At 68.2% G+C, this 26,831-nt stretch carries 23 protein-coding genes; 15 read left to right on the top strand and 8 right to left on the bottom strand.

Going from position 1 to position 26,831, the window contains the following annotated elements:
- Positions 1-9: 9 nt before the first annotated feature.
- Together ABB28_RS12870 and ABB28_RS12865 are read right to left on the bottom strand one after the other, a co-directional pair.
- Positions 10-1,635 carry a carboxylesterase/lipase family protein gene (locus ABB28_RS12870; protein WP_057508997.1) on the bottom strand — a complete coding sequence of 542 codons (1,626 nt, stop codon included), beginning with the start codon at positions 1,633-1,635 and terminating at the stop codon, positions 10-12.
- Positions 1,632-2,642: an alpha/beta hydrolase gene (locus tag ABB28_RS12865; protein WP_083492024.1), complete on the bottom strand. Its 1,011-nt coding sequence runs from the start codon at positions 2,640-2,642 to the stop codon at positions 1,632-1,634. Before ABB28_RS12865 ends, ABB28_RS12870 begins: the two co-directional genes overlap by 4 nt.
- 178 nt (positions 2,643-2,820) lie before the next feature.
- Between ABB28_RS12865 and ABB28_RS12860 the strand changes: the two genes are divergently transcribed.
- From ABB28_RS12860 to ABB28_RS12820, 9 genes are all read left to right on the top strand, one after another.
- Complete coding sequence (locus ABB28_RS12860) at positions 2,821-3,639, top strand: 2-keto-4-pentenoate hydratase (RefSeq protein ID WP_057508995.1); 819 nt, start codon at positions 2,821-2,823, stop codon at positions 3,637-3,639.
- A gap of 37 nt (positions 3,640-3,676) precedes the next feature.
- On the top strand, positions 3,677-4,678 hold the full coding sequence (locus ABB28_RS12855; RefSeq protein WP_057509040.1) for a TRAP transporter substrate-binding protein: 1,002 nt from the start codon (positions 3,677-3,679) through the stop codon (positions 4,676-4,678).
- Positions 4,679-4,689: 11 nt separating this feature from the next.
- A complete protein-coding gene (locus ABB28_RS12850) occupies positions 4,690-5,235 on the top strand; it encodes a TRAP transporter small permease (RefSeq protein ID WP_057508994.1) in 546 nt (181 codons plus the stop codon).
- A 2-nt stretch (positions 5,236-5,237) separates the two neighbouring features.
- Entirely contained in the window at positions 5,238-6,521 is a 1,284-nt protein-coding gene (locus ABB28_RS12845; protein WP_057508993.1) for a TRAP transporter large permease, read from the top strand.
- 97 nt (positions 6,522-6,618) lie between these two features.
- Positions 6,619-8,208, top strand: coding sequence for a family 43 glycosylhydrolase (locus ABB28_RS12840; RefSeq protein ID WP_057508992.1), 1,590 nt, complete (start codon positions 6,619-6,621; stop codon positions 8,206-8,208).
- Between the two features lie 39 nt (positions 8,209-8,247).
- A complete protein-coding gene (locus ABB28_RS12835) occupies positions 8,248-9,309 on the top strand; it encodes a LacI family DNA-binding transcriptional regulator (protein ID WP_057508991.1) in 1,062 nt (353 codons plus the stop codon).
- 135 nt (positions 9,310-9,444) lie between these two features.
- A complete protein-coding gene (gene kduI / locus ABB28_RS12830) occupies positions 9,445-10,293 on the top strand; it encodes a 5-dehydro-4-deoxy-D-glucuronate isomerase (RefSeq protein WP_057508990.1) in 849 nt (282 codons plus the stop codon).
- An 84-nt stretch (positions 10,294-10,377) separates the two neighbouring features.
- Positions 10,378-11,133 carry a 2-dehydro-3-deoxy-D-gluconate 5-dehydrogenase KduD gene (gene kduD, locus ABB28_RS12825; RefSeq protein ID WP_057508989.1) on the top strand — a complete coding sequence of 252 codons (756 nt, stop codon included), beginning with the start codon at positions 10,378-10,380 and terminating at the stop codon, positions 11,131-11,133.
- Positions 11,134-11,257: 124 nt separating this feature from the next.
- Positions 11,258-12,388: a GDSL-type esterase/lipase family protein gene (locus tag ABB28_RS12820; RefSeq protein WP_057508988.1), complete on the top strand. Its 1,131-nt coding sequence runs from the start codon at positions 11,258-11,260 to the stop codon at positions 12,386-12,388.
- A 135-nt stretch (positions 12,389-12,523) separates the two neighbouring features.
- Here ABB28_RS12820 and phhA read toward each other — a convergent pair whose 3' ends face one another.
- A complete protein-coding gene (phhA, locus tag ABB28_RS12815; RefSeq protein ID WP_057508987.1) occupies positions 12,524-13,417 on the bottom strand; it encodes a phenylalanine 4-monooxygenase in 894 nt (297 codons plus the stop codon).
- 124 nt (positions 13,418-13,541) lie between these two features.
- Here phhA and ABB28_RS12810 point away from each other — a divergent pair, with 124 nt between their 5' ends.
- Positions 13,542-14,027, top strand: a complete 486-nt coding sequence (locus tag ABB28_RS12810; RefSeq protein ID WP_057508986.1) for an Lrp/AsnC family transcriptional regulator — start codon at positions 13,542-13,544, stop codon at positions 14,025-14,027.
- A gap of 95 nt (positions 14,028-14,122) precedes the next feature.
- Complete coding sequence (locus tag ABB28_RS12805; RefSeq protein WP_057508985.1) at positions 14,123-16,144, top strand: hypothetical protein; 2,022 nt, start codon at positions 14,123-14,125, stop codon at positions 16,142-16,144.
- Positions 16,145-16,424: 280 nt separating this feature from the next.
- Here ABB28_RS12805 and ABB28_RS12800 read toward each other — a convergent pair whose 3' ends face one another.
- Together ABB28_RS12800 and ABB28_RS12795 are read right to left on the bottom strand one after the other, a co-directional pair.
- Positions 16,425-17,417, bottom strand: coding sequence for a patatin-like phospholipase family protein (locus ABB28_RS12800; RefSeq protein ID WP_057508984.1), 993 nt, complete (start codon positions 17,415-17,417; stop codon positions 16,425-16,427).
- 145 nt (positions 17,418-17,562) lie between these two features.
- Entirely contained in the window at positions 17,563-18,588 is a 1,026-nt protein-coding gene (locus ABB28_RS12795) for a TIGR00266 family protein (RefSeq protein ID WP_057508983.1), read from the bottom strand.
- 157 nt (positions 18,589-18,745) lie between these two features.
- On the opposite strand from ABB28_RS12795, the gene ABB28_RS12790 reads away from it, so the two are divergent.
- Positions 18,746-21,013 carry a TonB-dependent receptor gene (locus ABB28_RS12790; RefSeq protein ID WP_057508982.1) on the top strand — a complete coding sequence of 756 codons (2,268 nt, stop codon included), beginning with the start codon at positions 18,746-18,748 and terminating at the stop codon, positions 21,011-21,013.
- A gap of 84 nt (positions 21,014-21,097) precedes the next feature.
- Here the strand turns inward: ABB28_RS12790 and ABB28_RS12785 are convergent, their stop codons facing one another.
- Both ABB28_RS12785 and ABB28_RS12780 read right to left on the bottom strand, forming a co-directional pair.
- Positions 21,098-21,928 carry an acid phosphatase gene (locus ABB28_RS12785; RefSeq protein WP_057508981.1) on the bottom strand — a complete coding sequence of 277 codons (831 nt, stop codon included), beginning with the start codon at positions 21,926-21,928 and terminating at the stop codon, positions 21,098-21,100.
- A 290-nt stretch (positions 21,929-22,218) separates the two neighbouring features.
- A complete protein-coding gene (locus ABB28_RS12780; RefSeq protein WP_057508980.1) occupies positions 22,219-23,058 on the bottom strand; it encodes an acid phosphatase in 840 nt (279 codons plus the stop codon).
- Between the two features lie 230 nt (positions 23,059-23,288).
- On the opposite strand from ABB28_RS12780, the gene ABB28_RS12775 reads away from it, so the two are divergent.
- Together ABB28_RS12775 and ABB28_RS12770 are read left to right on the top strand one after the other, a co-directional pair.
- Positions 23,289-24,161 carry a hypothetical protein gene (locus ABB28_RS12775; RefSeq protein WP_057508979.1) on the top strand — a complete coding sequence of 291 codons (873 nt, stop codon included), beginning with the start codon at positions 23,289-23,291 and terminating at the stop codon, positions 24,159-24,161.
- Positions 24,162-24,172: 11 nt separating this feature from the next.
- A complete protein-coding gene (locus ABB28_RS12770; protein ID WP_057508978.1) occupies positions 24,173-25,378 on the top strand; it encodes a DUF4785 domain-containing protein in 1,206 nt (401 codons plus the stop codon).
- Positions 25,379-25,415: 37 nt separating this feature from the next.
- On the opposite strand, the gene ABB28_RS12765 is transcribed toward ABB28_RS12770, so the two are convergent.
- Positions 25,416-26,174 (bottom strand): ABC transporter ATP-binding protein, encoded by a 759-nt coding sequence (locus ABB28_RS12765; RefSeq protein WP_425479549.1) that lies wholly within the window; start codon positions 26,172-26,174, stop codon positions 25,416-25,418.
- Positions 26,175-26,384: 210 nt separating this feature from the next.
- Between ABB28_RS12765 and ABB28_RS12760 the strand changes: the two genes are divergently transcribed.
- A complete protein-coding gene (locus ABB28_RS12760) occupies positions 26,385-26,696 on the top strand; it encodes an EF-hand domain-containing protein (RefSeq protein WP_338063050.1) in 312 nt (103 codons plus the stop codon).
- Positions 26,697-26,831 lie beyond the last annotated feature (135 nt).

Raw genomic sequence — 26,831 nt, 5'->3', positions numbered from 1 at the left:
CAGCAGGACTCAGAACGTACCGCGTTGCAGGAACGGCGCCTGCCGGTACAGCTCGCGCTCGCCGCCACGCGGATCATCGGCCAGCGTGCTGCGTACATCGAACAGCAGGGTCTGGCGGCGCGGCAGGCCGTACGCTTCCCAGCGCGCCAGCCCGGCGTGGTTGGGGTCGCCATGGCGGGCGAACTGCAGCAGTGCGCTGCTCATCGTGGCCGCCAGTCCGCGTGCCTCCGCGCCATCGCCACTGCGTGCACCGGGCCGGGCGGTGTTGTCGAACACCAGCGGAATATCCAGCGTGTGGAACGCGCCCAGCCTGCCGCCGTCCAGCGGCGAGCCCCAGTCCAGCTGGTAGGCCCAGGTGGGCGCCGCACCGGCGTGCTGGCGCGCGCGCGCTTCCAGCTCTTCCACTGCACCGCGCCATGAGCGGCCGGCGGTGGTGGCGGCGAAGAACACCTGCGACGGCGTGTAGTGCGGGTACATGCGGCGATAGGCCTCGATCGCCCGTTCCGGGCGCAGGTCCACGTACTGCTCGCGTTCCAGCTTGGCCGGCAGGATGTCCCAGGTGAGTTCATGGTTGGCCGGGTCGTTGCCGAGGAACGCACGGGTTTCATCGCGCGTGTTGCCGATCACCATCGGGATGTGGGCGGACTGCGCGGGCGCTTCGGGGAAGAACGGGTGCACCGGCAGTACCGCATCATCCAGCACCGGCCCCACGTACAGCCCGCTGGTTTCAATCCGCGACGGATCGCGCGCCTTGCCGGCGGCCAGCAGCGCGGCTGGGGAAAGGCGCAGCAGCGCCTCGATATCGCCTGCGCCAGCGGCCTGCATGGCGATCGCGGTACGCTGCGCGGCGGCACGCGGACCGGCCGCGGTGACCTGCTGGCCACTCATCGTCCACGCGCGCTGGAACAGGCCCTTGGCCGCAGGCATGGCCATCAACGTGGCGATCTTCGCCCCGCCGCCGGACTGGCCGAACACGGTGATGTTGTCCGCATCGCCACCGAACACCGCGGCGTGTTCGCGCACCCAGTGAAGGGCCTGCACCAGGTCCAGCTGGCCGACATTGCCCGAGGCGGCCATGCGCGGATCACCGAGTGCCCCCAGGTACAGGTAGCCGAACAGGTTGAGGCGATGGTTGACCGTCACCACCACCACATCGCCGCGTCGGCACAGCGCGCCGCCGTCGTACAGCGGGTCGCTGCCGGAGCCGTTGTTGAAGCCGCCGCCGTGGATGTAGAACAGGATCGGCCGCTTGCCGCCGTCGCCAAGCGCCGGCGTCCAGACATTGAGGAACAGGCAGTCTTCGCTGCCCGGCCCTTCGCCGCCACCCTGCGGCGCGGCCGCGCCGTACTCCAGGGCGTCGGCGATGCCGCGCCACGGCGCTTCGCGGCGCGGTGGCTGGAAGCGGTAGGCGGCCGTGTCGGCGCCATAGCGCAGCCCGCGGAACACGCAGGTGCCGTGTTCGCGCTGGCCGCGCACGCGCCCTCCGCGCACCCGCGCCAGTACCTGCTGGTCGGCGTGCAGGCCCGGTTGCGCCACTGCGGTGGGCAGCAGGGATGTGGCGGCGGCAGCGAAGGCCCAGCGGGCACTGTCGCGCAGGAAGCGGCGGCGTTGCAGGTCGGCGCGGTCATCGTTCATGGGCGACCCTCCGGGGTCTGGATGCGGGTAGCGGCGTGCAGCCAGCGCTGCGCGATCTCCGGCCACAGGGCCGTGGTCGAACCCGCGGCGGCGCGCATGCCGAAGCCATGGCCACCGTGGGCGAACACGTGCAGTTCGTGCTCCACGCCTGCCGCTGCCAGCGCCCGCGCCATCAGCAGGCTGTTGTCGACGCTGACGACGCGGTCATCCGCCGCGTGCAGCAGCAGGGTGGGCGGCATGTCCGCGCGCACCTGCTCCTGCATCGAGTAGCGATGCACGCTGGCGGGGTCCGCATCCTGCCCGACCAGGCGCTGGCGGGAGCCGCTGTGGGCCTGCGCGCCCATGTCGATCACCGGGTATACCAGCACCGCACGCGAAGGCCGCGCGCTGAGCCGGTCGGTCGCGTCGGCCGCCGGGTAAGCGGGGCTGTCGAAGCCGGTTGCAAGCCGCGCGGCGACATGCCCGCCGGCCGAAAAGCCCATCACCGCGATGTCCTCGGCATCCAGTCCGCGGCTCGCTGCTGCGGCACGGACCACGCGCATCGCGCGCTGTGCGTCGGCGAGCGCCGCCTCGCGGTCGCGGCCGGGTTCGGGCAGGCGATAGCGCAGCACGAACAGCGTATAGCCACCGCGCTCGACCCACTCCGGCACCAGTTCGGTGCCTTCCTTGTCGATCACCACCCGCTGGTAGCCACCGCCGGGAATCACCAGCAGCGCCTTGCCATTCGGCCGTGTCGGGGCGTGCACCAGCAGCCACGGGGCGTCGACCTGATCGACGTAGCGATCAGGCCGCTCTGGGTCGGTGCTGCGCTCCACGACGTGCAGTCCGCGCGCGGGAGTGGACTCGCCGGGCACGTGGCCCGCCGGCCACAACGCGATGCGTTCGCCGGCGGCCTCGGTGGCCCCGGCAACGGGCGTCGGCGGTGCGCGCTGCGCTGCAGCGGCGGCAACCGCCGGGGACGCGGCCAGGGATAACGAACAGAGCAACGAAAAAAGCGTGGATCTCATGCGGCACAAGGCTCCGGATGGACAGACAGGTGGCCCTCGGCCACTCCTCTCGTGCCTTCTGACGCACTGCACATTGCCAGATGACACCGGTTTACCATATACACGTCATCCGAACGCTGTCGATGCGCAGCGCAACAACGCCAAAGGGAGAGCCTCCTTGAGCAACGAACCCGGCAACATGGACCTGCCAACCGCACCGGCGGCCGCCGCCGATCCTGCCGCCATCGCCAGCGCCTTCACCGGCGCGCGCCGCGCAGGCGCATCACTGGCTGATTTCCCCGGCCAGATCCCCGCCGACCTGGTCAGCGCCTACCACGTGCAGGACCTGGCGATCAGCCAGTGGGAGCATGAGGTGGTGGGTTGGAAAGTCGGCTACATCGCCGAAGAGCGCCGCGACAGCTCCGGCGATGACCGTCTGCTGGGCCCGATATTCAACAATCGGCTGCAGAATGCTACCGGTGGAACAACGCTCGACATCGCCGTCTACGAAGGCGGTTTCGCGGCCGTGGAAGCGGAGTACGTGATCGAGCTGCTGGAAGACGCGCCGGCCGACCAGCTGGAGTGGACCCCCGAGCAGGCCGAAGCGCTGCCGGCCCGCCTGTACATCGGCGTGGAAGTGGCCAGCAGCCCGCTGGCCACGATCAACATCCTCGGCCCGCTGGTGGTGGTGTCTGATTTCGGCAACAACAACGGCCTGCTGCTGGGACCGGAAATCACCGACTGGACCACGCGCGACGACAGCGAACTGCGTGCCGAGACGCTGATCGAAGGCGAAGTGGTCGGCACCGGCGGCGCAACCCGCCTGCCCGGTGGCCTGCGCACTGCGATCGCCTTCGCCCTGGCGCGTTCGGCCAAGCGCGGTCGCCCGCTCAAGCGCGGTGAACTGATCGCCACCGGCAACGCGACCGGTATCCATGACATCCGCGTAGGCCAGACGGCAGTGGTGCGGTTTGCGGGTTTCGGAGACATTGCCTGCCGGGCCGTCGCTGCGGGATGACCGCAGCCGCCTGGTGAACACGCGCGGGAGGGCGCAGATGATCACACGTAGAAATTTCCTGGCCACCAGCCTCGGCGCGCTTGCCGCGCCGGCGCTGATCGGCTGCAGCAAGGCCGGCGACAGCGTGGCCGGCGGCCACCTGCTGACCGCCACCGATGTGCATGTGGCGGACTACCCCACCGTGACTGCGGTGAAGTGGATCGGCCAGACGCTGGAACGCGAGACCGGCGGGCGCCTGCGCCTGCGGCAGTACCACTCCGGGCAGCTGGGCCGTGAATCCGAAGCGATCGACATGGCCCGCTTCGGCGCCATCGACATCACCCGGGTGTATTCCGGTGCGCTCAACAACGCCTTCCCGCTGACCCAGGCGCTGTGCCTGCCGTACGTGTTCGATTCGGTGGCGCACATGCGCGCCGCACTGGACGGCGGCGTGGCGGACGCGGTGCTGCGCGGCTTCGAAAGCCGCGACCTGGTCGGCCTGGCGATCTACGATTCCGGCGCGCGCTGCTTCTACAACACCAAGCATCCGATCGTGGCCCCGCAGGACCTGCGCGGCCTGAAGCTGCGCGTGGCCTCGTCGGACATCTTCATCCAGCTGATGCGCCTGTTCGGTGCCAACCCGACCCCGATGTCGCTGGGCGACACGTTCTCCGGCATGGAAACGCACATGATCGACGGTGCGGAGAACAACATGCGCAGCTTCCATTCCAGCCGGCATTTCGAGGCCGCGCACTACTGGTCGCAGAGCGATCATTCGTACGCGCCGGACGTGCTGCTGATGTCACGCGCCAGCTACGACCAGCTGCGGCCGGACGATCGCCAGCTGCTGCTGGAAACGGCGCGCGCCTCGGTGAAGGTGATGCGCGAGCAGTGGGACGCTTCCGAAGATGCCGCGCGCAAGGCGGTGGTCGACTTCGGCGTCAAGACCAACGAGGTGGACCTGGTGGCCTTCCGCAAGGCCGCCGATCCGCTGCTGCAGGAGTACCTGAAGCAGCCCGAGCTGGCCGCCATGGTCAGCCGCATCCGCGATCTCGCCTGAGGAACTCCGCCATGACCGACATGACGACGGGCACTGCCCCGATCGCCCCCGGCGCAGGACAGCGCCTGCTGGACCGCATCGCCGACTTCGCCATCTATATCGCCGTCGCCGCTCTGCTGGGGCTGGTGGTGGTGCAGGGCTGGCAGGTGTTCGCCCGCTACGTGCTCAACGATTCGCCCAGCTGGACCGAACCGGTGACGCTGCTGCTGCTGAGCACGGCGATGAGCCTGGGCGCCGCCTGCGGCGTGCACACCAACCGCCACTTCGGCTTCTTCCTGCTGGCCGCGTACATGGGGCCGCGGCTGCGTCGCGCGGTGGATACCTTCGTGCAGCTGGTGATCGGCGTGCTTGGCGCATACCTGGCCGTGTTCGCGATGGTGCTGCTGATGGATGGCCTGGACATCAAGGCCGCCGGTGCCAACCTGCCGCAGAGCATCAACTACCTGCCGCTGTCTGTGGGCGGGGCGTTGATGGTGCTGTTCGCGCTCAACCGTGCCTGGCGGGTCCATTTCCCGCTCGCGGTGGTCGCCGTCGAAGACGCTGAAGGAGATCGTTGAACATGGGCATTACCCTGCTTTTCCTGGTATTCGCCGGCCTGCTGCTGCTCGGCGTGCCGGTTGCCTACGCGCTGGCAGCGGCCGCGCTGGCTACCCTGCTCTACCTGGACATTCCCAGCATCGTGCTGGTGCAGCAGATCTCCGCCGGTACCGGCTCGGCATCGCTGATCGCGATTCCACTGTTCATCTTCGCCGGTGAGATCATGATGCGCGGCGGCATCTCCGAACGCCTGATCGCGCTCGCCTCCTCGCTGGTGGGACGCATGCGCGGCGGCCTCGGCCAGGTCTCGATCCTGTCCTCGCTGTTCTTCGGTGGCGTGTCCGGTTCGGCCATCGCCGATGTGTCCGCGGTGGGCGGCACGATGATCCCGCAGATGGTCAAGCGCGGTTACGACCGCGACTTCGCCGTCAATGTCAGCATCACCGCCGCGCTGGTGGCGCTGCTGGTGCCGCCGTCGCACAACCTGATCCTGTTCTCGGCTGCGGCCGGTGGTGGCCTGTCCATCGCCGATCTGTTCGCTGCAGGCATCGTGCCGGCGCTGCTGATGACGCTGGCGCTGATGGTCACCGGCTACGTGGTGGCGCGTCGTCGTGGCTATGGCGTGGAGGTGTTCCCCGGCTGGCGTGCAGTGGCCCTGCGCATCTTCTCCGCCCTGCCCGGCCTGGGCCTGGTGGCCCTGATCTTCGTCGGCATCCGCGCCGGCATCTTCACCGCCGTGGAAAGCGCGGCCATCGCCGTGGTGTACGCGCTGCTGGTCACCACCGTGCTGTACCGGCAGCTGCCGTGGCGCGAGTTCTTCGGCACGGTCATCCATGCCGCGCGCAGCACCGGCGTGATCCTGTTCGTGATCGCCACCGCCGCCGTGTTCGGCTGGCTGCTGGCGTTCCTGCAGGTGCCGGTGGCCGCGGTGGACTTCCTGCAGTCCTTCGCGCACAGCCAGTTCATGGTGCTGTTGATGATCGTGGTGATGCTGCTGCTGCTGGGTACCTTCATGGACCTGGCGCCGATGATCCTGATCTGCACGCCGATCTTCCTGCCGGTGGCCAAGGCCTATGGCATCGATCCGATCCACTTCGGCCTGGTGCTGGTGCTGACCGGTGGCCTCGGCCTGGTGACGCCGCCGGTGGGCTCGGTGCTGTTCATCGGTACCGCCATCGGCAAGATCAGCGTCGGCGAAAGCATGCGCAGCATCTGGCCGTTCTGGTTCGCAGCACTGGGCGTGCTGCTGATCGTGACCTTCTTCCCCAGCCTGTCGCTGTGGCTGCCGCATCTGCTGCGTGCCTGATGTGGGGAGAAGGCGTGACGGCCCGGGTCGTCACCTGTCCGAGCAAGCGTGACGACCCACGGTCGTCACCTACATGAGTTTCCTGGGAGGGAAAACGATGCAGTTCAAGCACACGTTGAAGATCCTGCTGGCCGGTGGCCTGCTGCTGGCAACATCGACCGTGGCTGCCGCCGAACCGGCGGCCGCGACGAACTGGAAACGCGGTATCGAGAACCAGCGCCAGGCCGATCTCGGCAACGGTACGTTCCTCAACCCGGTGTTTGCCGGCGACCGTCCGGATCCGTCGGTGCTGAAGGACGGCCAGGACTACTACCTGACCCTGTCCTCGTTCGATGCCTATCCCGGCCTGCCGCTGTGGCACTCGCGCGACCTGGTCAACTGGCAGCCGCTGGGCCATGCCATCACCAAGAATGTCGGCGCGATCTGGGCACCGGACATCATCAAGCATGAAGGTCGCTACTACATCTACTTCCCGGCACGCACCGGCGAGACGCGCAGCAACTTCGTGGTCTGGGCCGATGACATCAAGGGCCCGTGGAGCGAGCCGATCGACATCGGCCTGGAGAAGTACATCGATCCGGGCCACGCCGTTGGCGAGGACGGCAAGCGCTACCTGTTCCTGAGTGGCGGCGACTACGTGCAGCTGGCCGACGATGGCCTGAGCGTGGTCGGCACTCCCAAGCACGTCTACGACGGCTGGAAGTACCCGGAAAGCTGGGACGTGGAGGCGTACGCGCAGGAAGGCCCGAAGATCAACTTCCGCGATGGCTGGTACTACATGACCACTGCGGTCGGCGGCACCGCCGGTCCGCCGACCGGGCACATGGTGATCACCGCGCGCTCGCGTTCGATCCACGGGCCGTGGGTGAACGCCCCGAACAACCCCATCATGCGCACCCGCTCCGCTGCAGAGCCGTGGTGGTCGCGCGGGCATGCCACGGTCATCGAAGGCACCGACGGCCGCTGGTGGATGATGTACCACGGCTACGAGAACGGCTATTGGACGCTGGGTCGCCAGGCGTTGCTGGAGCCGATCGAATGGACCGCCGATGGCTGGTTCGTGGCCAAGGGCGGCGATCTGGGCCAGCCGCTGCGCAAGCCCTCCGGCGAATCGGTGGGCCAGCACGGCATGGCCCTGTCCGATGCCTTCACCGGCAGCAGGCTCGGTCCGCAGTGGTCGTTCTTCAACCCCGCGCAGGACGAATACAAGCGGCTGGGCTTCAGCGGCAACGGGCTGGTGCTGCAGGGCAAGGGCGAAACCCCGCGCGACAGCTCGCCGCTGACCGCCATCGCCGGTGACAAGGCCTACCAGTTCGAGGTGGAAATGGATGTCGCCCCCGGCGCGGTCGGCGGCGCCCTGCTGTACTACAGCGACCGCCTGTACGTGGGCGTTGGCAGCAATGGCGAGAAGTTCATCATGCACCGCTATGGTGAAGAGCGCCCTACCCGCCTGACCCCCAGCAGCACCGGCGGCAAGCTGTGGCTGCGGGTGACCAACAACCGCCACATCGTCACCATCCACTCCAGCACCGACGGCCGCACCTGGGAGAAGTACCCGGTTCAGATGGAAGTGTCCGGTTACCATCACAATGTGGCGGGCAAGTTCCTGGCCCTGAAGCCGGCGCTGTACGCGGCCGGCGACGGTGCGGTCACCTTCCGCAACTTCCGCTACCGCGCGCTCGACTGAGCGCGCGGCTAGAATCCCCGGACCCCTCGAGTCGAAGACATGTCAGTGCGCAACACGAACGATGCCGCCAAGCCGGCAGGAATGAAAGGCAAGGCGGCAACGATCAACGACATCGCGCGGCTGTCGGGGGTGTCGAAGAAAACGGTTTCAAGGATCATCAACAACTCCCCGCTGGTGCGCAAGGACACGCGCGAGAAGGTGGAAACGCTGATGCGCGAGGTCGGCTACACCCCCGACCCGCTGGCGCGCGGGCTGGCCTTCCGGCGCTCGTTCCTGATCGGGATGGTGTACGACAACCCGACCGCGCAGTACATCGTGGACATGCAGTACGGCGCACTGGACGCGCTGCGCGGGTCCAGCTTCGAACTGGTGGTGCATCCCTGCGACAGCCGCAGCCCCGGCTATATCGAGGGCGTCTGCCGCTTCGTGCAGCAGCAGAAGCTGCATGGGGTGATCCTGGTACCGCGTGCGTCCGAAGACCAGGCGCTGGCCGATGCGCTGGAGGAGATCGGCTGCCGCTTCACCCGCATCGCCTCGCTGCCGCTGGATGAAACCTCGCAGATGGTGGTGACCCACGATCGCGATGGCGCCGCCGAGGCGGCCGATTACCTGCTGTCGCTCGGCCACCGCGATATCGCGCTGGTGACCGGCCCGAGTGCCTACCGTTCGGCCCATGAACGCACCTCCGGCTTCATCGAAGCACTGGCCAAGCGCGGCATCGAGCTGCCCAAGGACCGCATCGTCGAAGCCGGTTACACCTTCGAATCCGGCGTGGCCGCTGCGGAAAAGCTGCTGCTGGGCAAGAAGCGCCCGACCGCCATCTTCACCGGCAACGATGAAATGGCCGCCGGCATCTACAAGGTCGCGCTGCGCGCAGGCATCAACATCCCGCGCGAACTGTCGATCATCGGCTACGACGACAGCCCGCTGGCCTCGCGCCTGTGGCCGTCGCTGACGTCGGTACGGCGGCACACGCGCGATACCGGACGCACCGCTGCGGCGATGCTGATCCAGCCCGATGGCCAGCCGACGATGCAGATCGCCAGCGTGCGCCCGCACCTGATCGTGCGCGATTCCTGCCAGCCGCCGCAGGACGAATAAGCCGAAAACCCCCGCCCCGCAATGCCGGAACGGCACCTTGCGGTGCAAAATGACACCGGTGTCCAAGGCCGCTAGAATGGCCGCCACACCGCGCCGGCGCCGAGTCATCGGCCCGTCCCCTGCTCTGGAGAAGCCATGTACTGCAAGACCCATTACGCCACCCATCCCGATGCCATCAAGGGCGCCAGCAATGACGACCTGCGCGACCTGTACCTGCTGGATGGCCTGTTCAACGCCGATGCGGTGACCCTGAAGTACACCCACTACGAGCGCTTCGTGCTCGGCGGTGCGGCGCCGGTCAACGGCCCGGTTTCGCTGCCGAAGCAGACCGAACCGGCTTCGGCCGCCGGCCACGCCTTCCTGGAACGTCGCGAGCTGGGCGTGATCAACGTCGGCAGCGGCAGCGGCACCATCACCGTCGATGGCACCGTCTTCACCCTGGGCCCGAAGGATGGCCTGTACGTGGCCATGGGCAGCGAAGACGTGGTGTTCGCTTCGGAGGATGCCGCCAACCCGGCGCAGTTCTACCTGGCCTCGACCCCGGCGCACGCGCGTTTCGAGACCAAGGCGCTGTCGATCAAGGACGCGGTGGCACTGGACCGTGGCGCGCTGGAAACCAGCAACGAACGCACCATCTACCAGTACATCGTGCCGGCCACCTGCCAGTCCTCGCAGCTGCTGCTGGGCCTGACCGTGCTCAAGCCGGGCAGCGTCTGGAACACCATGCCGCCGCACCTGCACGACCGCCGCAGTGAAGTGTATTTCTACTTCGACCTGGGCCAGAACGATCGCGTGTACCACTTCATGGGCGAGCCGGAAGCGCAGCGCCACATCGTCATCCAGAACAATGAAGCGGTGGTGTCGCCGCCGTGGTCGATCCACATGGGCGCCGGCACCAGCAACTACGCCTTCATCTGGGCGATGGGCGGCGAGAACCTGGATTACACCGACATGCACGTGCTGGACATCTGCCAGCTCAAGTAAGGCATCAGCAACGCCGCCGGCCGCCGCGCCGGCGGCGGTCCGTCCCTCGTGCGACCAACGCACGTATCCACAAGGAATGCATCAATGGCTAATCCGTTCAGTCTGGAAGGCAAGGTCGCGCTGGTCACCGGTGGCAACACCGGCCTGGGGCAGGGTATCGCCGTGGCACTGGCTGCCGCAGGCGCCGACGTGGCCGTGGCCGGCATCGCACCGCCCACCGACACCGTGGCGAAGATCACCGGGCTGGGCCGCCGCTGCCTGGCCATCGAAGCCAACCTGGTCAGCATCGAGCCGGTCGAGCGCGTGGTGCGCGAAACCATCGAAGGCCTCGGTGGCCTGGATATCCTGGTCAACAACGCCGGGCTGATCCGTCGCGCCGACGCGGTCGACTTCACCGAGCAGGACTGGGACGACGTGATGAACGTCAACATCAAGTCCGCGTTCTTCATTTCGCAGGCGGCCGGCCGGCATTTCATCGCCCAGGGCCACGGCAAGATCATCAACATCGCTTCGATGCTGTCCTTCCAGGGCGGCGTACGCGTGCCGTCCTATACCGCGAGCAAGAGCGGCATCGCCGGCATCACCCGCCTGCTGGCCAACGAATGGGCCGGCAAGGGCATCAACGTCAATGCGATCGCCCCGGGTTACATGGCGACGGACAACACCGCCGCCCTGCGCGCCGATGCAGATCGCAACAAGTCGATCCTGGAGCGCATTCCGGCCGCACGCTGGGGCAACCCGGAAGACCTGGCCGGTGCGGCGGTGTTCCTGGCCTCGTCGGCGTCGGACTACGTCAACGGCGCGGTACTGCCGGTCGATGGGGGTTGGCTGGCGCGGTAATCCGCCAACCGTGTGGGTGACGACCGTTGGTCGTCACTCCGGCAATCTGACCCAGGGGGCTCTCCTCCAGATTCATCCTGGTAGTGCCGGCCCTGGCCGGTAACGCACGCCAAGGAGCCAGACCATGCTGCGCCTGATGCTGCTGTTCTCGCTGTTGACCGGCATTACCGCACACGCGGCGCCGCAGCGGGTGTTCATTGCCGGGGATTCCACGGCGGCCGAATACGGGCCGGAGCGGGCGCCGCAGGCGGGCTGGGGGCAGATGCTGCAGAGCTACCTGGACCCGGCGCGCATCGAGGTGCGCAACCACGCCAAGGGAGGGCGCAGCACGCGCAGTTTCATCGCCGAAGGACGGCTGGACGCCATCGCCGGCGAGCTGCGCAAGGGCGATGTGCTGCTGATCCAGTTCGGCCACAACGATGCGAAGTTCGAAGACCCCACGCGCTACACCGATCCTGCCGGTGACTACGCCACGTTCCTGATGCGCTACGTGCAGCTGGCACGCGACACGGGCGCCACGCCGGTACTGGTCACCCCGGTGGCACGCCTGCTGTACGACTTCGGTTCGCTGCTGGACACGCATGGGGTCTACACCCTGGCCATGAAGCAGCTGGCCGCGCGCGAGGACATCGCGCTGATCGACCTCAACGACCGTTCCACGCGCTGGATCCGCGCGCTGGGCGAGCAGGGCGCCAAGCCGTACTTCCTGTTCGTTCCGGACCAGCAGAAGGCCGATGGCACTCATTTCAGCACGGCCGGTGCGAATGCGGTCGCCTGCCTGGTGCTGCGCGACTGGGCCGAACTGCAGCCGACAGTGAAGCCGGCGCTGGTGCGTGACATCGACTGTGACGTGGGCGGCACGCAGCGGGAGGGGTCGGATTCCATTTCCCGCCGGGCAAAGGAACCTGACCGCTTCGGTTCGCAGGTAGTGCATGAAGATGCCATCGCACGCACGCAGCCAGGACCCCATGGCGGCGCCGGCCCGACCACCGCGTATCCGTTCTTCGCCGATACCGAAGGCCTGCCGTTCGTGCTGCGCAAGCGGGTGCTGCGCAAGGGCGCCGGCATCGGCCTGCACCCGCAGCACAAGGACGAGATCTACTACATCGTCAGCGGGCAGGGCAGTTACGTGCTGGACGGGAAGCAGCATGACGTACGCGCAGGCCACGCGCTGCTGACCCGCGCAGGCAGCATGCATGCGCTGCAGCAGCTGGGTGATGAGGACCTGGTGGTGCTGCTGGCGTATCCACGCTGACGTCCCCGACCGATGACCGGTAGCGCCGACCCATGGTGGCGAGCGTTGCGTAGGCTCCGGGCCTTCAGGAGTCGCGCATGATCCGGCACGGTGGCGACCCACGGTCGCCCCCTGCGCAGTGCACGATCACGCCACTCAGACGTCGCCGCCGGTCGCCCAGCCTGCGCCGGTGCCGCGCTGGAACACGCGGTCGTCCGCCTGCACCTCGCCGGCCGGCAGCTGCGGCTGGTCCGCCAGGCTGGCGTAGATCGGGGTGAAGTCCGGTGCGGTGGCCTGCATCAGCTGTTCGAAGCTGTCGATGACGAAGTAGGTCTTCTGGAAGGTATCGATGCGGTACCGCGTGCGCATGATGCGTTCCAGGTCGAAGCCGATCCGGTTCGGTGCCGGCGACTCCAGCGAGTACAGCGATTCGCCCTTCGACGACACGATGCCGGCGCCGTAGATGCGCAGTCCATCGGCGGTGTTGATCAGGCCGAATTCGACCGTGTACCAGTACAGCCGGGTCAGGTTCTGCAACGCGTCCGGGCCCAGCGCATGGGCTTTCACGCCGCCGCGTCCGTAGGCTTCCATGTAATCGGCGAACACCGGGTTCATCAGCAGCGGCACGTGACCGAACAGGTCATGGAACATGTCCGGTTCGGCGATGTAATCGATCTGGTCGGGCCGGCGGATCCACCACGTCACCGGGAAGCGCCGGTTGGCCAGGTGATCGAAGAAATCCAGTTCCGGCAGCAGCCCTTCCACGCCGACCAGGGTCCAGCCGGTGGCCGCCGCCAGTGCCTCGTTGAGCTGCTCGAAGCGCGGGATCCTGTCCGCGCTCATGCCCATGGCGTCCTGCGCATCCAGGAACTCCTGGCAGGCGCGTCCGTTCAGCAGGTCGCGCTGGCGCTTGAACAGGGTGCTCCAGGTCGCGTGGTCGTCGGCGCTGTAGCTGTCCCACGGCTGTTCCACCACGGCGGTGGTATAGACCGGCACATAGCCCTTGTCGGTCTGCTGGTGCTCGACGCGGCGGGGAGTGGTCTGGTCCATGGGAGGGCTCCATTCGGGTGTCTGTCGATGCTAGGGCAGGGATCGCGCAACAGGGTTGCAAAGTTGCGTGTTGAGGGCCTGCTGGCGCAATATCGTTGCGTCCATCCCGTGTTGCGAGGCAGCAATGGCAGGTGAAGTCCAGTTCGACCGCACGGATCTACGCCTCCTGGCCGAGATCCAGCGTGATGGCCGCGCCACCAATGCCGAACTGGCGACGCGGGTGAACCTGTCTCCTTCGGCCTGCCTGCGCCGCCTGCAGCGGCTGGAAGGCGAGGGCGTGATCGCCGGCTATGGGGCGCGGCTGGAGCCGAAGCACATCGGCCTGGGGCTGCAGGCCTTCGTGCGCGTGCAGCTGGAAAAGCATGACCAGGCGGCCATCGCGCGGTTCGCCGACAGCGTGCTGGAATGGGACGAAGTGGTGGCCTGCCATGCGCTCACCGGCGACATGGACTACCTGCTGCAGATCTACGTCCGCGACCTGGAGCATTTCTCCAGCTTCCTGCTGGACAAGCTGCTCAATGCCTCCGGCGTGGCCGACGTCAACTCCAGCTTCGTGCTGCGCACCGTGAAACCCTTCCGCGCCCTGCCGTTGTCGCAGCTGGGTGGGTGAACCGGTTTGACGGCAGCCATGCGGTAGCCGAGCATCGTCGCCAGCGGTAGCGTCGAACCGGGGCGCTGGCTGCAGCACTTTTTTCGATCATCGACATGCCCGACACCGCGCCCATTACCGACACCACCCATTTCCTGCCACTGCGGCGGCGGACGCTGGCGCAGCACCTGGGCCGTGGCACGCCGCCGGCGACGCCGCTGGAACAGGCCGGCCTGTTCGCCGCGCAGCTGTGCCGCCTGCACGCCTATCCCGCGGCGCAGCTGGAACGCCTGCTGCACGATGCGTGCGCGCTGTTCGCCGCTGGAGACGGCAGTGCGGTCATCGCCCAGTTGGCGGGTAGTGGCGGCGAAGGGCAGCCGGCGCTGGATGCGTGGCTGGCCGACCTGGCCATGCACGGCGTGCTGCTGGCACCGGACGAAGCCGTCGAGCGCTTCCTCGCCGCTTCGCCCGATGCGTATCCCGGCGCGGACTTCCAGGCCGCCTGCCAGGTCACCCTGGCCGAGCACACGATCCGTTACCCGGCCACCGCCGCGCCTGACGACGAGGACGAAGCGGGCGATCCCGAACCGGACCCGGACCAGGCGCCGCCGCGTGCCACCGGGGCGATCGAGCGCAACGGGCTGTTCACCAGCGAACAGGCGCGCGTGCTGCGTGCCATCGCCGCCAACCCGGATGAACTGATCGACCTGGACGCCTACGCCGGTACCGGGAAAAGCCACCTGGTGCTGGCGTTGATGGAGGCCCGGCCCGGCCGCTATACCTACATCGCGCCGTCGCGTGGCCAGGTCGAAGCCTTCCGCCCGCGGTTGCCCGCGGAGTCCGGCACGCGGCTGCTGACCCAGATCGAACTGGCCAACCTGATGGTGCAGCAGGCCGCCCGCAGCGGCCGCGGCAACGGCTTCGTGCCGACCTACCGGCTGAGCACGGTCCCGGCCTGGGAAATCACCCGCCGGATCGGCCTGCAGGGCATCGGCCAGCGCGTGCCCGAGCAGGTGCTGATGACGGCCCTGGAGGGCATCAACCGGTGGTGTGCGTCGTCATCGCCGACGCTGCAGGCCGCGCATTTCGACCGTTCGCTGCCCTGGGCCATGCTCGACGCGGCGCCCTATGTGGCGGCCGCCGAGCACGTCTGGCGCTGCATGTTCGATGCCGGCGTGCAGAAGGGCGGTTGCCTCAGCCTCAATACCGGCCACCTCGGCAAATGGCTGGAACTGCAGGGCGTGGCGCCGCCGGTCGGGCTGGGCATGCTGCTGGTCGATGAGGCCCACGAACTGAGTCCGGCCTGGAAGCAGGTGCTGGCACGGCATGCGCCCGGCGTGGTCAGCCTGGGCGATCCGCACCAGCGGCTGGTCGGGCGCGCATCGCGCTGGTCGAGCGCCAAGGTGCTGGAAATGAGTCAATCGGTGCGCCAGGGCAGCCAGGTGGATGGCCTGGTCAACCAGTCACTGGCGCTGGATGACATCGGTGCGTCCAGCGAACGCTTCATGGGCGCCAGCGACCGCGCCACCGGCGTGCGCCGGTATGCCGCGTGGTCGCAGGTACCGCAGTCCGGTGCACGTCTGTACGGGAGCCTGTGGCGGCTGCTACAGGAAGCGCACCTGCTGGTCGCGCAGGGGGCGCGGGTGCATGTGCATCCGGCTTCGCTGCGCCTGCTGCAGAAAGAAGCGCAGGCGCCGATCGATGCCTGGCGCAGCGTCGGCCGGGGCGAGTCGAGCCGGCGCTGGGAGGCCTTCGTGGACGCCTGCGAGCAGCGCGGGCAGGGCGATATCCCGGCGCTGTTTTCGGGGGGATTCGATGCAACCGCGCTGGAGCAGCTGCTGGCGGCGCTGGTGCCCGCGCAGGATGCAGGCATCACGCTGTGCCTGGCCCAGCATGCCAAGAACCTGCAGTTCGACCGGGTGGCGATGTCGGCGTGCTGTTTCATCACCGGCTACGAGACCCGCCAGGCGCACAGCCCGGTGCGCGCGGCCTACCTGGCGCTGACCCGTGGCAGCCAGCAGCTGTGGCTGCCGGGCGATGCGATGGAACAGCTGCAGCTGAGCGCGCAGCGCCATGCAGAAACGCTGGAAACCCGGCGCATGGAAAAGCGCCGCGCCGCCGGGCATGTAAAGCGGTGACGATCAGGTCGTGAGGGATGTAACACGGTAGCGCCGAAGGCAGTGGCAGGAGCCGCTGCCAACGTCGCTTGCGACGACCCGCAGGGTGACGGTCAGGACGATCGGCATAGCCGTGCTCGGCGAGCGCAGCGGCGGGGCCACCGCGTGACGACCAACGGTCGTCACCCACCAGCGCAGGGGCGCACCGCATGACGGCCAGCGGCCGTCACTACCAGCGGTCGTCACCCACAAGCACAGGGGCGCGCGGCATGACGGCCAGCGGCCGTCACTACCGGTGTGGTCAGCAGTCGGCCTTGCGACCCATCAGCCGGCCCACGCGCGACGGCTCCTCGCACTTCGGCTTGGGCGGCGGCGGCGGCAGCAGGGCGGCGGCGCGCGCGCGCTGGATCTGCTCGATCTTCGCGCGGATCTGCGGCATGGCCGCCATCGCGGCCTTCTCGCCTTCCAGGATCGCCTTGCCGCGCTGGCTGAAATCGGATGCGCCGATATCCAGCACGCGGGGCCGGATGATGATGTCCGCGCGTGCCAGTTCCTGTTCGCCCAGGCGCTGGCCCATGATCGCGATGGACTGGTTGACGATGCCCAGCATGCCGGTCGGCGTACGACCGCTGGCCTTGCTGGAAATATCCACGGCGATGACGAACTCGGCGCCCAGCTGGCGCGCCGCGTCCACCGGCACCGGGCTGACCACGCCGCCATCGACGTAATTGTTCTGGCCGATCTTCACCGGTTCGAACACCCCCGGGATGCTGCTGGAGGCACGCACCGCCTGGCCGACGTTGCCGCGCACGAACACCGCGCGCTCGCCGGTTTCCAGGTTGGTGGCCACCGCCGCGAACGGCTTGCGCAGGCGCTCCCCCGGCTTGTTGCCGACCTGCTGGTTGACGTAGTCCTGCAGCTTCTGGCCCTGTACCAGTCCGCCGGAGAACAGCCGCACGTCGCGGATGCTGGCTTCGTCCAGCGCCACCGCCTTGGTCTGCATCTCGAACGCATCCATGCCGCTGGCGTACAGCGCACCGACCACGCTGCCGGCGCTGGTACCGGACACCACCACCGGCTCGAAGCCGTTGGCTTCCAGCATCTTGATCACGCCGATATGGGCGAAGCCCTTGGCCGCGCCGCCGCCGAGGGCGATGCCGATCTTCACCGGCTTGGCGGGCTGCACCACGGTGGGCGCAGGCGGCGGAGTGGGGCGGGCGTTCTCCCCGCCACAACCGGCCAGCAGGCCGAGCAGGGCAACGGACAGCATCACACGGGTGCGGGACAGGCTCATCGGCAGGCAGACGCAGCAGGAAAGGGCGCCAGCATAGCCGGTCGCGGTGGCCGCTGGCGGTCGATCTCCTGCACGCATTCAGCCGGTAGTGACGGCCTGACGGCCAGCGGCCGTCACTACCGTGCGCCCGCGGGCGCCACCGCCCTCAGAAGCGGTTGTCGCCGTCCAGCATCCGGCCCAGGCCGCCCAGCACCGAGCCTTCGCCGCGGTTCTGGCCGCCGCCCTGCGGCGCGGCCATCCACATCCGGCCGGCCAGGCGCGAGAACGGCAGCGACTGCAGCCAGACCTTGCCGGGGCCGGTCAGGGTCGCCAGGAACACGCCTTCGCCGCCGAACACCATGCTCTTGATGCCTGCTACCCGGCGCACGTCCATGTCCACGCTGGCGTGGTAGGCGACCACGCAGCCGGTATCCACGTCCAGCCGCTCGCCGGCGGCCAGCTCGCGCTCGACCACGCAGCCACCGGCGTGGATGAACACCCAGCCGTCGCCTTCCAGCTTCTGCATGATGAAGCCTTCGCCGCCGAACAGGCCGGTCATGATCTTGCGCTGGAACTGCACGCCGATCTGCACTCCGCGCGCGCCGGCCAGGAAGCTGTCCTTCTGGCAGATCAGCCGCCCGCCGTGTTCGTCCAGCTTCATCGGCAGCACCGTGCCGGGGTAGGGCGCGGCGAAGGCGACCTTGGCCTTGCCGTGGCCGGTGTGGGTGTACAGGGTGGCGAACAGGCTCTCGCCGGTCAGCACGCGCTTGCCGGCCGACATCAGCTTGTCCATGAAACCGCCGCCCTGGCCACTGTGCGAGCCGTCGCCGAACACGGTATCCATCTGCACCGCCGAATCCTTGAACATCAGCGCGCCGGCTTCGGCGATGGCGCTCTCGCCCGGGTCCAGCTCGATCTCCACGAACTGCATTTCATGGCCGACGATGCGGAAATCGATGTCGTCCGCGCGCTGGCTGCGCGCGCCGTGGCCAGGCACCGGCGGAGGTGCGCTGGACATGCCGGGGGCCTCGCTGCGCAGTTCGGGTACCTCGCCGATCGCCATCCAGCCGCTCATGCCCTGGCACCAGGCCAGCGCGCGCGGATTGCCCTGGGCGAAGTGGCGTGCGGCCTGGTCGTCAAAGGGGCCGACGCGGTCGGCCTGGCCGGGGACATGGAAGTACCACTGGTTCATCGCTGCGATTCCAAGGGGTGCGGGAACGCCGAGTCTAGCGGGCGGGCGAGGGCCGCCGCGACGGCCATGAACGCGCGGCATTTGCGGCAAGCGTGTTGTATTGCAACAATTATCTGGTAGCGCCGTTCCACCACCCCTCCCAACACAGCCTACCGCCATGTCCCCGAACCGTTCCGTCCACGACCGCCGACCGGTCGTGCGTCCGCTCGTTCTCGCTCTCTCCGCCCTGCTGCCGCTGACCGCAGTTGCCCAGCAAGCTCCGGCCAGCAAGGATCCCGTCGCGCTCGATGCGCTGACCGTGACCGCCCAGCGCCGCGTCGAGAACGCCAAGGACGTGCCGGTGGCGATCACCGCGATCCAGGGAGAGAAGCTCGATGTCCTCGGTTCGGCCGGTGACGACATCCGCTTCCTCGCTGGCCGCGTGCCCAGCCTGAACATCGAATCGTCCTACGGTCGTGCCTTCCCGCGCTTCTACATCCGCGGCCTGGGCAACACCGACTTCGACCTCAATGCGTCCCAGCCGGTGTCGCTGGTATATGACGACGTGGTGCAGGAAAGCCCGCTGCTGAAGGGCTTCCCGCTGTTCGACCTGGCCGGCGTGGAAGTGCTGCGCGGCCCGCAGGGCACGCTGTTCGGCCGCAATACCCCGGCCGGCGTGGTGAAGTTCGATTCGGCACGTCCGTCGCAGGACGCCGATGGCTACGTCAAGGTGGCCTACGGCAGCTATGACACCTGGAACGTGCAGGGTGCCTACGGCGGTCCGCTGACCAGCCGCTGGTCGGCCCGCGTATCGGCCCTTTACCAGCGCCGCGACGACTGGGTGACCAACACCCGCAGCAACGCACCGGCGCAGGGTTTCGAAGGCTATGACGAAGGCGCCGCACGCGTGCAGTTCCTGTACGAAGGCGATGGTTTCGAAGGCCTGTTCAACCTGCACAAGCGCAAGCTCAACGGCACCGCGCGCCTGTTCCGCGCCAACATCATCCAGCCGGGCAGCAACAAGCTGGTGGAAAACTTCGACCGCGATGAAGTATCCACCGACGGGCAGAACTTCTCCGACCTGGAAACCTGGGGCGGCAGCGCGCGCCTGAAGTGGGACCTGGGCCGGGTCACCCTGCACTCGATCACCGGCTATGAAACCGCCGAGTCGTTGAACCACGGCGACATCGACGGCGGCTACGGCGCGTCGTTCCTGGGCGCCGGCAACTACGGCCCGGGCTTCATCCCGTTCCCGTCCGAATCGGCCGACGGCCTGCCGAGCCACCGCCAGTGGACGCAGGAATTCCGCGTCGAATCCAACGAGTGGGGCCGTTTCGACTGGCAGGCCGGCGTGTTCTACTTCGATGAAGACGTCACCATCGACAGCTTCAACTACGACTCGCTGACCCCGGGCAATCCGCAGAGCGGCCATGCCGTGCAGCAGCAGCGCAACAAGGCGTGGGCGGCGTTCGCTTCCGGCGACTTCGACGTCACCGACCGCTTCAAGCTGCGTGCCGGCGTGCGCTACACCCAGGACAAGAAGGACTTCACTGCCAGCGTGCTGCAGGCCGTCGCCGGCGGCACGCCGGTCAGCGGGCCGTACGTGGCCAACAGCGATGTCGACGACGTCAGCTGGGACCTGAGCGGTGTCTACGCGCTGACCGACAACGTCAACGCCTACGCGCGCGTGGCCAAGGGCTTCCGTGCGCCCTCCATCCAGGGCCGACTGGCCTTCGGTGGCGTGACCCAGGCCGATTCGGAGAAGGTGATTTCCTACGAGGCCGGCATCAAGGCCGACCTGTTCGACCGCCGTGCGCGCCTGGGCTTCAGCGTGTTCCGCTACGACGTGGATGGGCAGCAGCTGATCGCCGTCGGTGGCAGCAACAACACCGCCACCCTGCTCAACGCCGACAAGACCATCGGCCAGGGCTTCGAGCTCGACTTCGAGGCCTATCTGACCGACAACGTGCTGCTGACCCTGGGCAGCAGCTACAACGACACCGAGATCAAGGATCCCGACCTGGCGGTGGCGATCTGCGGCGGCGGCTGCACCATCACCGATCCGACCACGGTGATCAACGGCGGTACCTATGCGCTGGTGAACGGTAATTCGCTGCCGCAGGCACCGAAGTGGATCCACAACCTGACCCTGCGTGCCGGCTTCCCGGTCACCGATGCCAGCGAGTTCTACGTCTACACCGACTGGGCGTACAAGAGCGAGGTCAACTTCTTCCTGTACGAATCGCCGGAGTTCCGCAGCCGCAGCTCGCTGGAAGGCGGCCTGCGCCTGGGTTACAACTGGGATTACGGCCAGTACGACGTCGCCGTGTTCGGTCGCAACCTGACCGACCAGGTGCGTGTGGTCGGTGCGATCGACTTCAACAACCTGACCGGGTTCCTCAACGAGCCGCGTACCTTCGGCGTGGAGTTCACCGCGAAGTTCTGATCGACCTGAAAACGGGGGGGCGGCCCACGGTCGCCCCGCCTTGAGGAACATCCACGGCGCGGATTCTTCCGCGCCGTTCTCATTTCACAGCGCGCTCTGTGGCCGCACCTGCAGCACCGCTTCTTCGGCCGCGCAGTCGCGGCTGGATGATCGACCGGTCGCGCGTGCCGCTGCGATTTCTCGTTTTGCCGCAAGCAGGTCGGCCTGGAATTCCGGGTTGTCGTGCAGCCGCGCGACCAGTGCAGCGCCGAGGAACCGTGCCTGCACGATATCGCTGGGCCAGTGCATGTTGCAGACCAGGCGACTTTCAGCGTAATTGCGCCCCCGCGCGAAGATTGCATCGGCCCGCTCCGGTGCCACCTCGGCAAGGATCAGTGCCCACGCCCATCCGGCGATGCCGTGTCCAGACGGATACGAGCCGGTTTCGCGTTTCTTGTCCTCCTCTTCCGGGGTGCAGGTGGGCGCTGCGTTGACCACATACGGCCGCTGGCGCAGATGCTGGTTTTTGGCCGGACCTGCGGTAGCACTGGCGTCGCGGCGGCTGCGCTGCAGCAGGCTGAAAATGGCAGGGGTCCGGGTGCTGTCCACGTCCATTCCCAGTGCGCAGCTGAACTGGTTGCCGCCCGGCGGCAGCGGGCCCTTCGGGAAGGAATCGTCGGCATCCAGGTTGGCCTGTGCAAACCGCTCGGTACCGCGCAGCGCGAGCGCTTCACGGCTGACCTGCACATCCAACGCCGCGCTCACCGTGCCTGCGGCAGGGGGGGCGGGCACCAGCGCGATGCTGTCCGGCACCTGTGCCTGTTCGAGGTAGCCGGTGACCTTGGCAGCCACCGGTGACGCAGCTGCGATCAGCGACAGGGTTGCAAGGAAGAAGGGGCTGATCCGCGCGATGAGGGCTGTTCCGGGGTGCGTCATTGGGAAGGGTCCGGCTGCGATGGAAGCTGCAGCATTGCACTGCCGTACGCGTGTGTCGGCCGGATTTTTCCAATCGCGATGCAGCCGCACGTGGACGGAGCATGCACGGCCCTGCGCGGGCGGGCCGCAGCGGTCGGCAGCGGGCGGGAATCCTGTGGCGTGCAGCCGATTGCCTGACGCCTCGGCAGGAACCGGCGCGAACGATGCGTTTACGCCGACCGTGTTGATGGTGTCATCGCGCGCGGAGGGGCGCGATCAGCGCGATCACCGGGGCGTACTGGGACGGTGGCCTACAGCGCGCTGGCCGGCCGCACCTTCAGCACCGCTTCCTCGGCCGCGCAGTCACGGCTGGACTGCTGCCCGGTCCTGCGCGCGGCGTCGATTTCCCTGCGTGCCGCCAGCAGATCGCGCTGGAACATCGGGTTGTCGTGCAGCCGGGCGACGGCAGCGGCGCCCATGAAACGGCCTTCCAGGATGTCGCTCTGCCAGTGCACGTTGCACACCAGGCGGCTTTCCCCGTAGTTGCGTCCGCGCGCGATGATGGCATCGGCCCGGTCCGGGGCGATTTCCGACAGCAGCAGCGCCCACGCCCAGCCGATCGACGTATGGCCGGACGGATAGGAGCCATTGCCGCGCAGGCCGGCTTCGTCTTCCGGGGTACAGGTCGGCTCGCCGTTGACCATGAACGGCCGCGGGCGCTGGTGGTGCTTCTTGGCCACGCGGGTGGCGGCACTGGCATCGATGCGGCTGCGTTCCAGCAGGCGGTACAGCGCCGGCGTGCGCTGCGCGTCCACGTCCAGGCCGATGGCGCAGGAGAACTGGTTGGCGCCTTCCGGGAAGCCGAGTTCGGCATCGCGCGTGGCCTGGGCGAAGCGTGGCGTACCGCGCAGCGCACGTGCCTCGCGGCTGACCTGTTCGTCCAGCGCGAAGCCGGCCGAGCCGGCCACCGGCGGCGCCGGCACCAACGCCAGGCTGGCCGGCACCGCGGCCGCGTCCAGGTAGCCCACCGCCTTGGTGGTGACGTTGGCTTCAACGGCGGTCGGCCTGCTGGCGGTGGCCGTGCATCCCGCCAGGGACAGTGCGACGGCAAGCCAGGGCAGGGCGCGGCCGAGGCGGGGGATCAGGGACATGGGCAGGCTCGGGACAGGGGGCTCGCCGTCAATGATCGCAGTCGCGCTCGCCCTGCGCAGCGTCCGTCGCGCATACGGCCAGAACCGGCATGGTCCTCTGCATGAGCCCAAACCGCTTTTACATGTCGGGGATGTCCTTTTTCCCGGGGAAGCGCACAGACGTTCACCGGTGATCGCGCCGAGCATCAGGCCACCAACGGCGCGGGATCGGCCGACCACGGAGAAGCGAAATGCACAGCACCGCACGACGAAGTTCTGCACTGGCCCTGCTGCTGGGCCTGCAGCCGGCGCAGGCGGCCGAAGTCATCGGCGTGGCCTTCGTGCACGGCACCGGCGTGCACACCAACGCCACCCGCGACTACTGGCAGCCGGGCATCATCGACAGCGTGCGCCAGGGCTTGCCGGACCGGCGCAACCATGTGGTCATCAGCTGCGATTTCGATCAGTACATGTGGAAGCCGAAAGCCGCCGGCTGCCTCGCCGACCAGCTGACCGGCTTCATCGACCGCCGCGGCATCACCCAGCTGGTCGTCATCACCCATTCCAACGGCGGTAACGTCATGCGCTGGATCCTGTCCAATCCAACCTACGACCGCCGCTATCCGAAGATCATCCGCACGGTGCGCAAGGTCACCGCGCTGGCGCCGTCTTCGGCCGGCACGCCGCTGGCCGATGCGGTGATCAACGGCAGCACCTTCGAAACGTCGCTGGGCTGGCTGCTGGGTTTCAGGAACGATGCGGTGCGCCAGCAGCAGGTCGGCCACATGGCCACCTACAACGCGCAGAACCTGTATGGCACCGCCGGACGTCCGGCACTGCCCACGCCGTTCCGCGCGGTGGTCGGCAGCGATGTCGATTCGTCACCGACGGATGCCGACAGTTACTGCGGTGGCTATGCCGCCAACCTCGGCCTGGAGTTCACGCAGAACTGGCTGTCGTCGTGTTCGGACGGCTTCCTCGACTGCAGCAGCCAGCAGGCGGCCGGCAGCGTGTGGTTCATCGACACCGCACGCACCCGGGGCGCTGAACCGCTCAGCCACAACCAGAGCCGCCGCGCGTGCTTCGGCCTGGGCACGCTGCTGCGCAACGACCTGACCCAGTGACGGAGACCATCATGAGAATGCACTCGACCCGTTTGGCCCTTGGCGCGCTGGCGATCCTGTCCGCTGCGTCCGCAGGGGCTGCACAGCCGCTGCGCGCCGCCGCGGCGGGCGACCAGGTGCCGGCCGCACTGATCGCCGCGCCGTTGCCCACCGGCGACGAAAGCGAGCCGCTACCGCTGGCCTTCGCCTGGGCGCTGGACCCGGCGCAACCGCTGCAGGCGCCCGCAGCGTACGTTGCCATCAGCCGCAGTTACTGGCAGCAGGTCGATGCAGCCGAGCTGCTGCACGGCCTGGCGCTGCCGTTGACCGCATCGGACGCGGTGATCCAGCTCAGTCCGTTGCCGGGTGCCCGGGCGCTGTCGGCGGATGCAGTGCAGCTGCGTGATCCTGCCGGGCGCAGCAGCGTGGTCCGCGGTGTCGATGCGCGCGGGCTGCGCGATGCCGGCATGCCGGTCAGCGACGGCACCCGCATGCTGCGCACCGGCGCAAGCAGCACGGCCGGGGTCTACCGGCTGCAGAGCGCGCAGGCACGGGGCCGCTACGTGGTGCAGGTGCTGGAGCCCAACAGTCCGCTGCGGCTGGAAGTGCAGGCCAGCCAGGCGCAGGTGCTGGCCGGTGGCCACGTGCAGCTGCAGGCCCGGCTGCTGGAAGACGGGGCCAGTGCGGCGCGGTTGCGCACCCGCCACGGCGATCTGCGCGGTGAAGCGCTGCTGGTTGCGCCCGATGGCCGCAGCTGGCCGCAGCGCCTGTTGCGTAGCCCCGATGGCAGCCTGCGCGCGCAGGTGCGCATTCCCGCCGACGTGGGCACCACGCAGGGCCTGTGGGAGCTGCAGGTGTTTGCCGAGGCAGAGGGGGTGCGGCGTGATGGCAAGGTCGCCTTCGCCGTGGCGCTACCGACGGCGCGTTTCAGCGGCCAGGCCACGTCGGATCCCGCCAGCAGGCAGGTCAGCCTGCCGCTGCAGGTGGCCGCCGTCGGCCGTTACGAAGCCCGCGGCACCCTGTACGCCAGCACGGCCGATGGCCAGTTGAAACCCGTTGCGCAGGCGCATGCCGCCGCGTGGTTCGACGGTCCCGGGCATGGAATGCTGGTGCTGCCGTTCGACCAGGCCGCGCTGCCGGCGGGGTTTGGCGCGCCATATGAACTGCGTGACCTGCAGCTGCAGGACCAGAGCCGGATGGCACCGGTCGAGTCGCGCGCTGCCGCGCTGCGGTTCTGATCCGGGAAAGGGGGCCGGGGCAGCAGGCCGCGCGGCGCTATCGCGCGTGCGCGCTCAGCCGTCCTTCGTGCTCCCGCACGGTGATCGGGCCGCCGAACAGCGCGGACAGCGGCGCATCGCACAGCAGCTCGGCCCGCGTACCGTCGGCCAGCACGCGTCCATCGCGCAGCAGCACCACCCGTTCGATTTCCGGAATGATTTCTTCCACGTGGTGGGTGACCAGCACCAGCGTGATGCCCTGGCGCGCCAGGGACTGCATGGTATCGACCAGCTGCTGACGGGCCACCAGGTCCAGCCCGGTGGACGGTTCGTCCAGCAGCAGCGCGTGGGGGCGGTTGACCAGTGCCCGGGCGATCAATACGCGACGGGTCTCTCCGGCCGACAGTTCTGCATAGGTGCGACCGTGCAGCGCCAGCGCGCCGCTCATCGCCAGGGTGGCGCGCGCGCGATCGCGCATGTCCTGGCTGATCTCGCGGAACGCTGGCAGCACGTAGCTGGCGAAGAATCCGGTCAGCACGGCCTGTTCCACGGTCAGGCCGGGCATGTCGGCGAGGTTGTTGCTGAGGTCGCCGGTGACGATGCCCAGCTGCGAGCGCAGCCGGTCCACCTGCCAGCGGTTCTGGCCCAGCACCTTGACCGGCACGTGACCGTCGGCATGGGCCAGCGGATACAGCTCGCGGGTGATCAGTTTGATGAAGGTGGACTTGCCGCAGCCGTTGGGTCCCAGCAACGCGGTGTGCTGGCCCTGTGCGATGCGCAGGCTGAGGCCGTGCAGGACCTTTACCTGGCCGCGCATCACGCTGGCGCGGTCCAGTTCGATCAGCGGCGGGAGGGGGGCGGCATCGGCTGCGGGCGGTGCAACGGCGGCTGGATTCAGGCTGGACAACGCAGGTTCCCGACTGGAAGGAGCGCGGCCGTGGCGGCGCAGGGATGCAGTTTGCCAAGCCAGGGGCCATCATGTCTGCACCGCGGCGACCCCGCGCCGGACCACGGCCTGGAGGCCGCCATGACCGACGTCACCCTTCCGCTGCCGCGCAGACGCGTGATCACCCTGCTGGCTGCCCTGCTGCTGGGCGCTGCGGGCGGCGTGCAGGCGCAGGTGGCCGACACCGGCACCTATCTGCAGCGCATGGATGCCGATGGCGATGGCCGGGTCAGCGAGGCCGAGTACGTGCAGTGGATGATGTACGCCTTCGAGCGGATGGATGCCGATGGCACCCAGCACGCCATCGCTCTCGGCATCCATGCGCCCGAAGGCGTACATCATCCACTGCACGTACTCGGCCTCGCTAACACGCCCACCGCACTCCGCATCTAACCGCTCCAGACAGGTACCGATGTCTGCAACTTCCGCCAGCTCGCAGCCCGCCGCGCCCAGCCGCAGGGCAGCCAGCAAGCTGATCACGCAGATGCGCGGCAGCGGAAGAGTGACGGGGGACATGGAGGCGTCGGA

This window comes from Stenotrophomonas chelatiphaga (assembly GCF_001431535.1).
GTDB classification, from domain to species: Bacteria; Pseudomonadota; Gammaproteobacteria; order Xanthomonadales; family Xanthomonadaceae; genus Stenotrophomonas; species Stenotrophomonas chelatiphaga.
The sequence above is the reverse complement of the archived record's forward strand: the minus strand, read 5'-3'. Positions and strand labels throughout refer to the sequence as shown.

Coding starts and splice junctions, on each gene's coding strand:
- ABB28_RS12850 (WP_057508994.1), top strand. CDS start 4,690: ATGACCGACATGACGACGGGCACTGCCCCGATCGCCCCCGGCGCAGGA.
- ABB28_RS12805 (WP_057508985.1), top strand. CDS start 14,123: ATGCCCGACACCGCGCCCATTACCGACACCACCCATTTCCTGCCACTG.
- ABB28_RS12790 (WP_057508982.1), top strand. CDS start 18,746: ATGTCCCCGAACCGTTCCGTCCACGACCGCCGACCGGTCGTGCGTCCG.
- ABB28_RS12775 (WP_057508979.1), top strand. CDS start 23,289: ATGCACAGCACCGCACGACGAAGTTCTGCACTGGCCCTGCTGCTGGGC.
- ABB28_RS12810 (WP_057508986.1), top strand. CDS start 13,542: ATGGCAGGTGAAGTCCAGTTCGACCGCACGGATCTACGCCTCCTGGCC.
- ABB28_RS12840 (WP_057508992.1), top strand. CDS start 6,619: ATGCAGTTCAAGCACACGTTGAAGATCCTGCTGGCCGGTGGCCTGCTG.
- ABB28_RS12785 (WP_057508981.1), bottom strand. CDS start 21,928: ATGACGCACCCCGGAACAGCCCTCATCGCGCGGATCAGCCCCTTCTTC.
- ABB28_RS12865 (WP_083492024.1), bottom strand. CDS start 2,642: ATGAGATCCACGCTTTTTTCGTTGCTCTGTTCGTTATCCCTGGCCGCG.
- ABB28_RS12765 (WP_425479549.1), bottom strand. CDS start 26,174: ATGCGCGGCCAGGTAAAGGTCCTGCACGGCCTCAGCCTGCGCATCGCA.
- ABB28_RS12855 (WP_057509040.1), top strand. CDS start 3,677: ATGATCACACGTAGAAATTTCCTGGCCACCAGCCTCGGCGCGCTTGCC.
- ABB28_RS12870 (WP_057508997.1), bottom strand. CDS start 1,635: ATGAACGATGACCGCGCCGACCTGCAACGCCGCCGCTTCCTGCGCGAC.
- ABB28_RS12770 (WP_057508978.1), top strand. CDS start 24,173: ATGAGAATGCACTCGACCCGTTTGGCCCTTGGCGCGCTGGCGATCCTG.
- ABB28_RS12820 (WP_057508988.1), top strand. CDS start 11,258: ATGCTGCGCCTGATGCTGCTGTTCTCGCTGTTGACCGGCATTACCGCA.
- ABB28_RS12780 (WP_057508980.1), bottom strand. CDS start 23,058: ATGTCCCTGATCCCCCGCCTCGGCCGCGCCCTGCCCTGGCTTGCCGTC.
- kduD (WP_057508989.1), top strand. CDS start 10,378: ATGGCTAATCCGTTCAGTCTGGAAGGCAAGGTCGCGCTGGTCACCGGT.
- phhA (WP_057508987.1), bottom strand. CDS start 13,417: ATGGACCAGACCACTCCCCGCCGCGTCGAGCACCAGCAGACCGACAAG.
- ABB28_RS12860 (WP_057508995.1), top strand. CDS start 2,821: ATGGACCTGCCAACCGCACCGGCGGCCGCCGCCGATCCTGCCGCCATC.
- kduI (WP_057508990.1), top strand. CDS start 9,445: ATGTACTGCAAGACCCATTACGCCACCCATCCCGATGCCATCAAGGGC.
- ABB28_RS12835 (WP_057508991.1), top strand. CDS start 8,248: ATGTCAGTGCGCAACACGAACGATGCCGCCAAGCCGGCAGGAATGAAA.
- ABB28_RS12760 (WP_338063050.1), top strand. CDS start 26,385: ATGACCGACGTCACCCTTCCGCTGCCGCGCAGACGCGTGATCACCCTG.
- ABB28_RS12845 (WP_057508993.1), top strand. CDS start 5,238: ATGGGCATTACCCTGCTTTTCCTGGTATTCGCCGGCCTGCTGCTGCTC.
- ABB28_RS12800 (WP_057508984.1), bottom strand. CDS start 17,417: ATGAGCCTGTCCCGCACCCGTGTGATGCTGTCCGTTGCCCTGCTCGGC.
- ABB28_RS12795 (WP_057508983.1), bottom strand. CDS start 18,588: ATGAACCAGTGGTACTTCCATGTCCCCGGCCAGGCCGACCGCGTCGGC.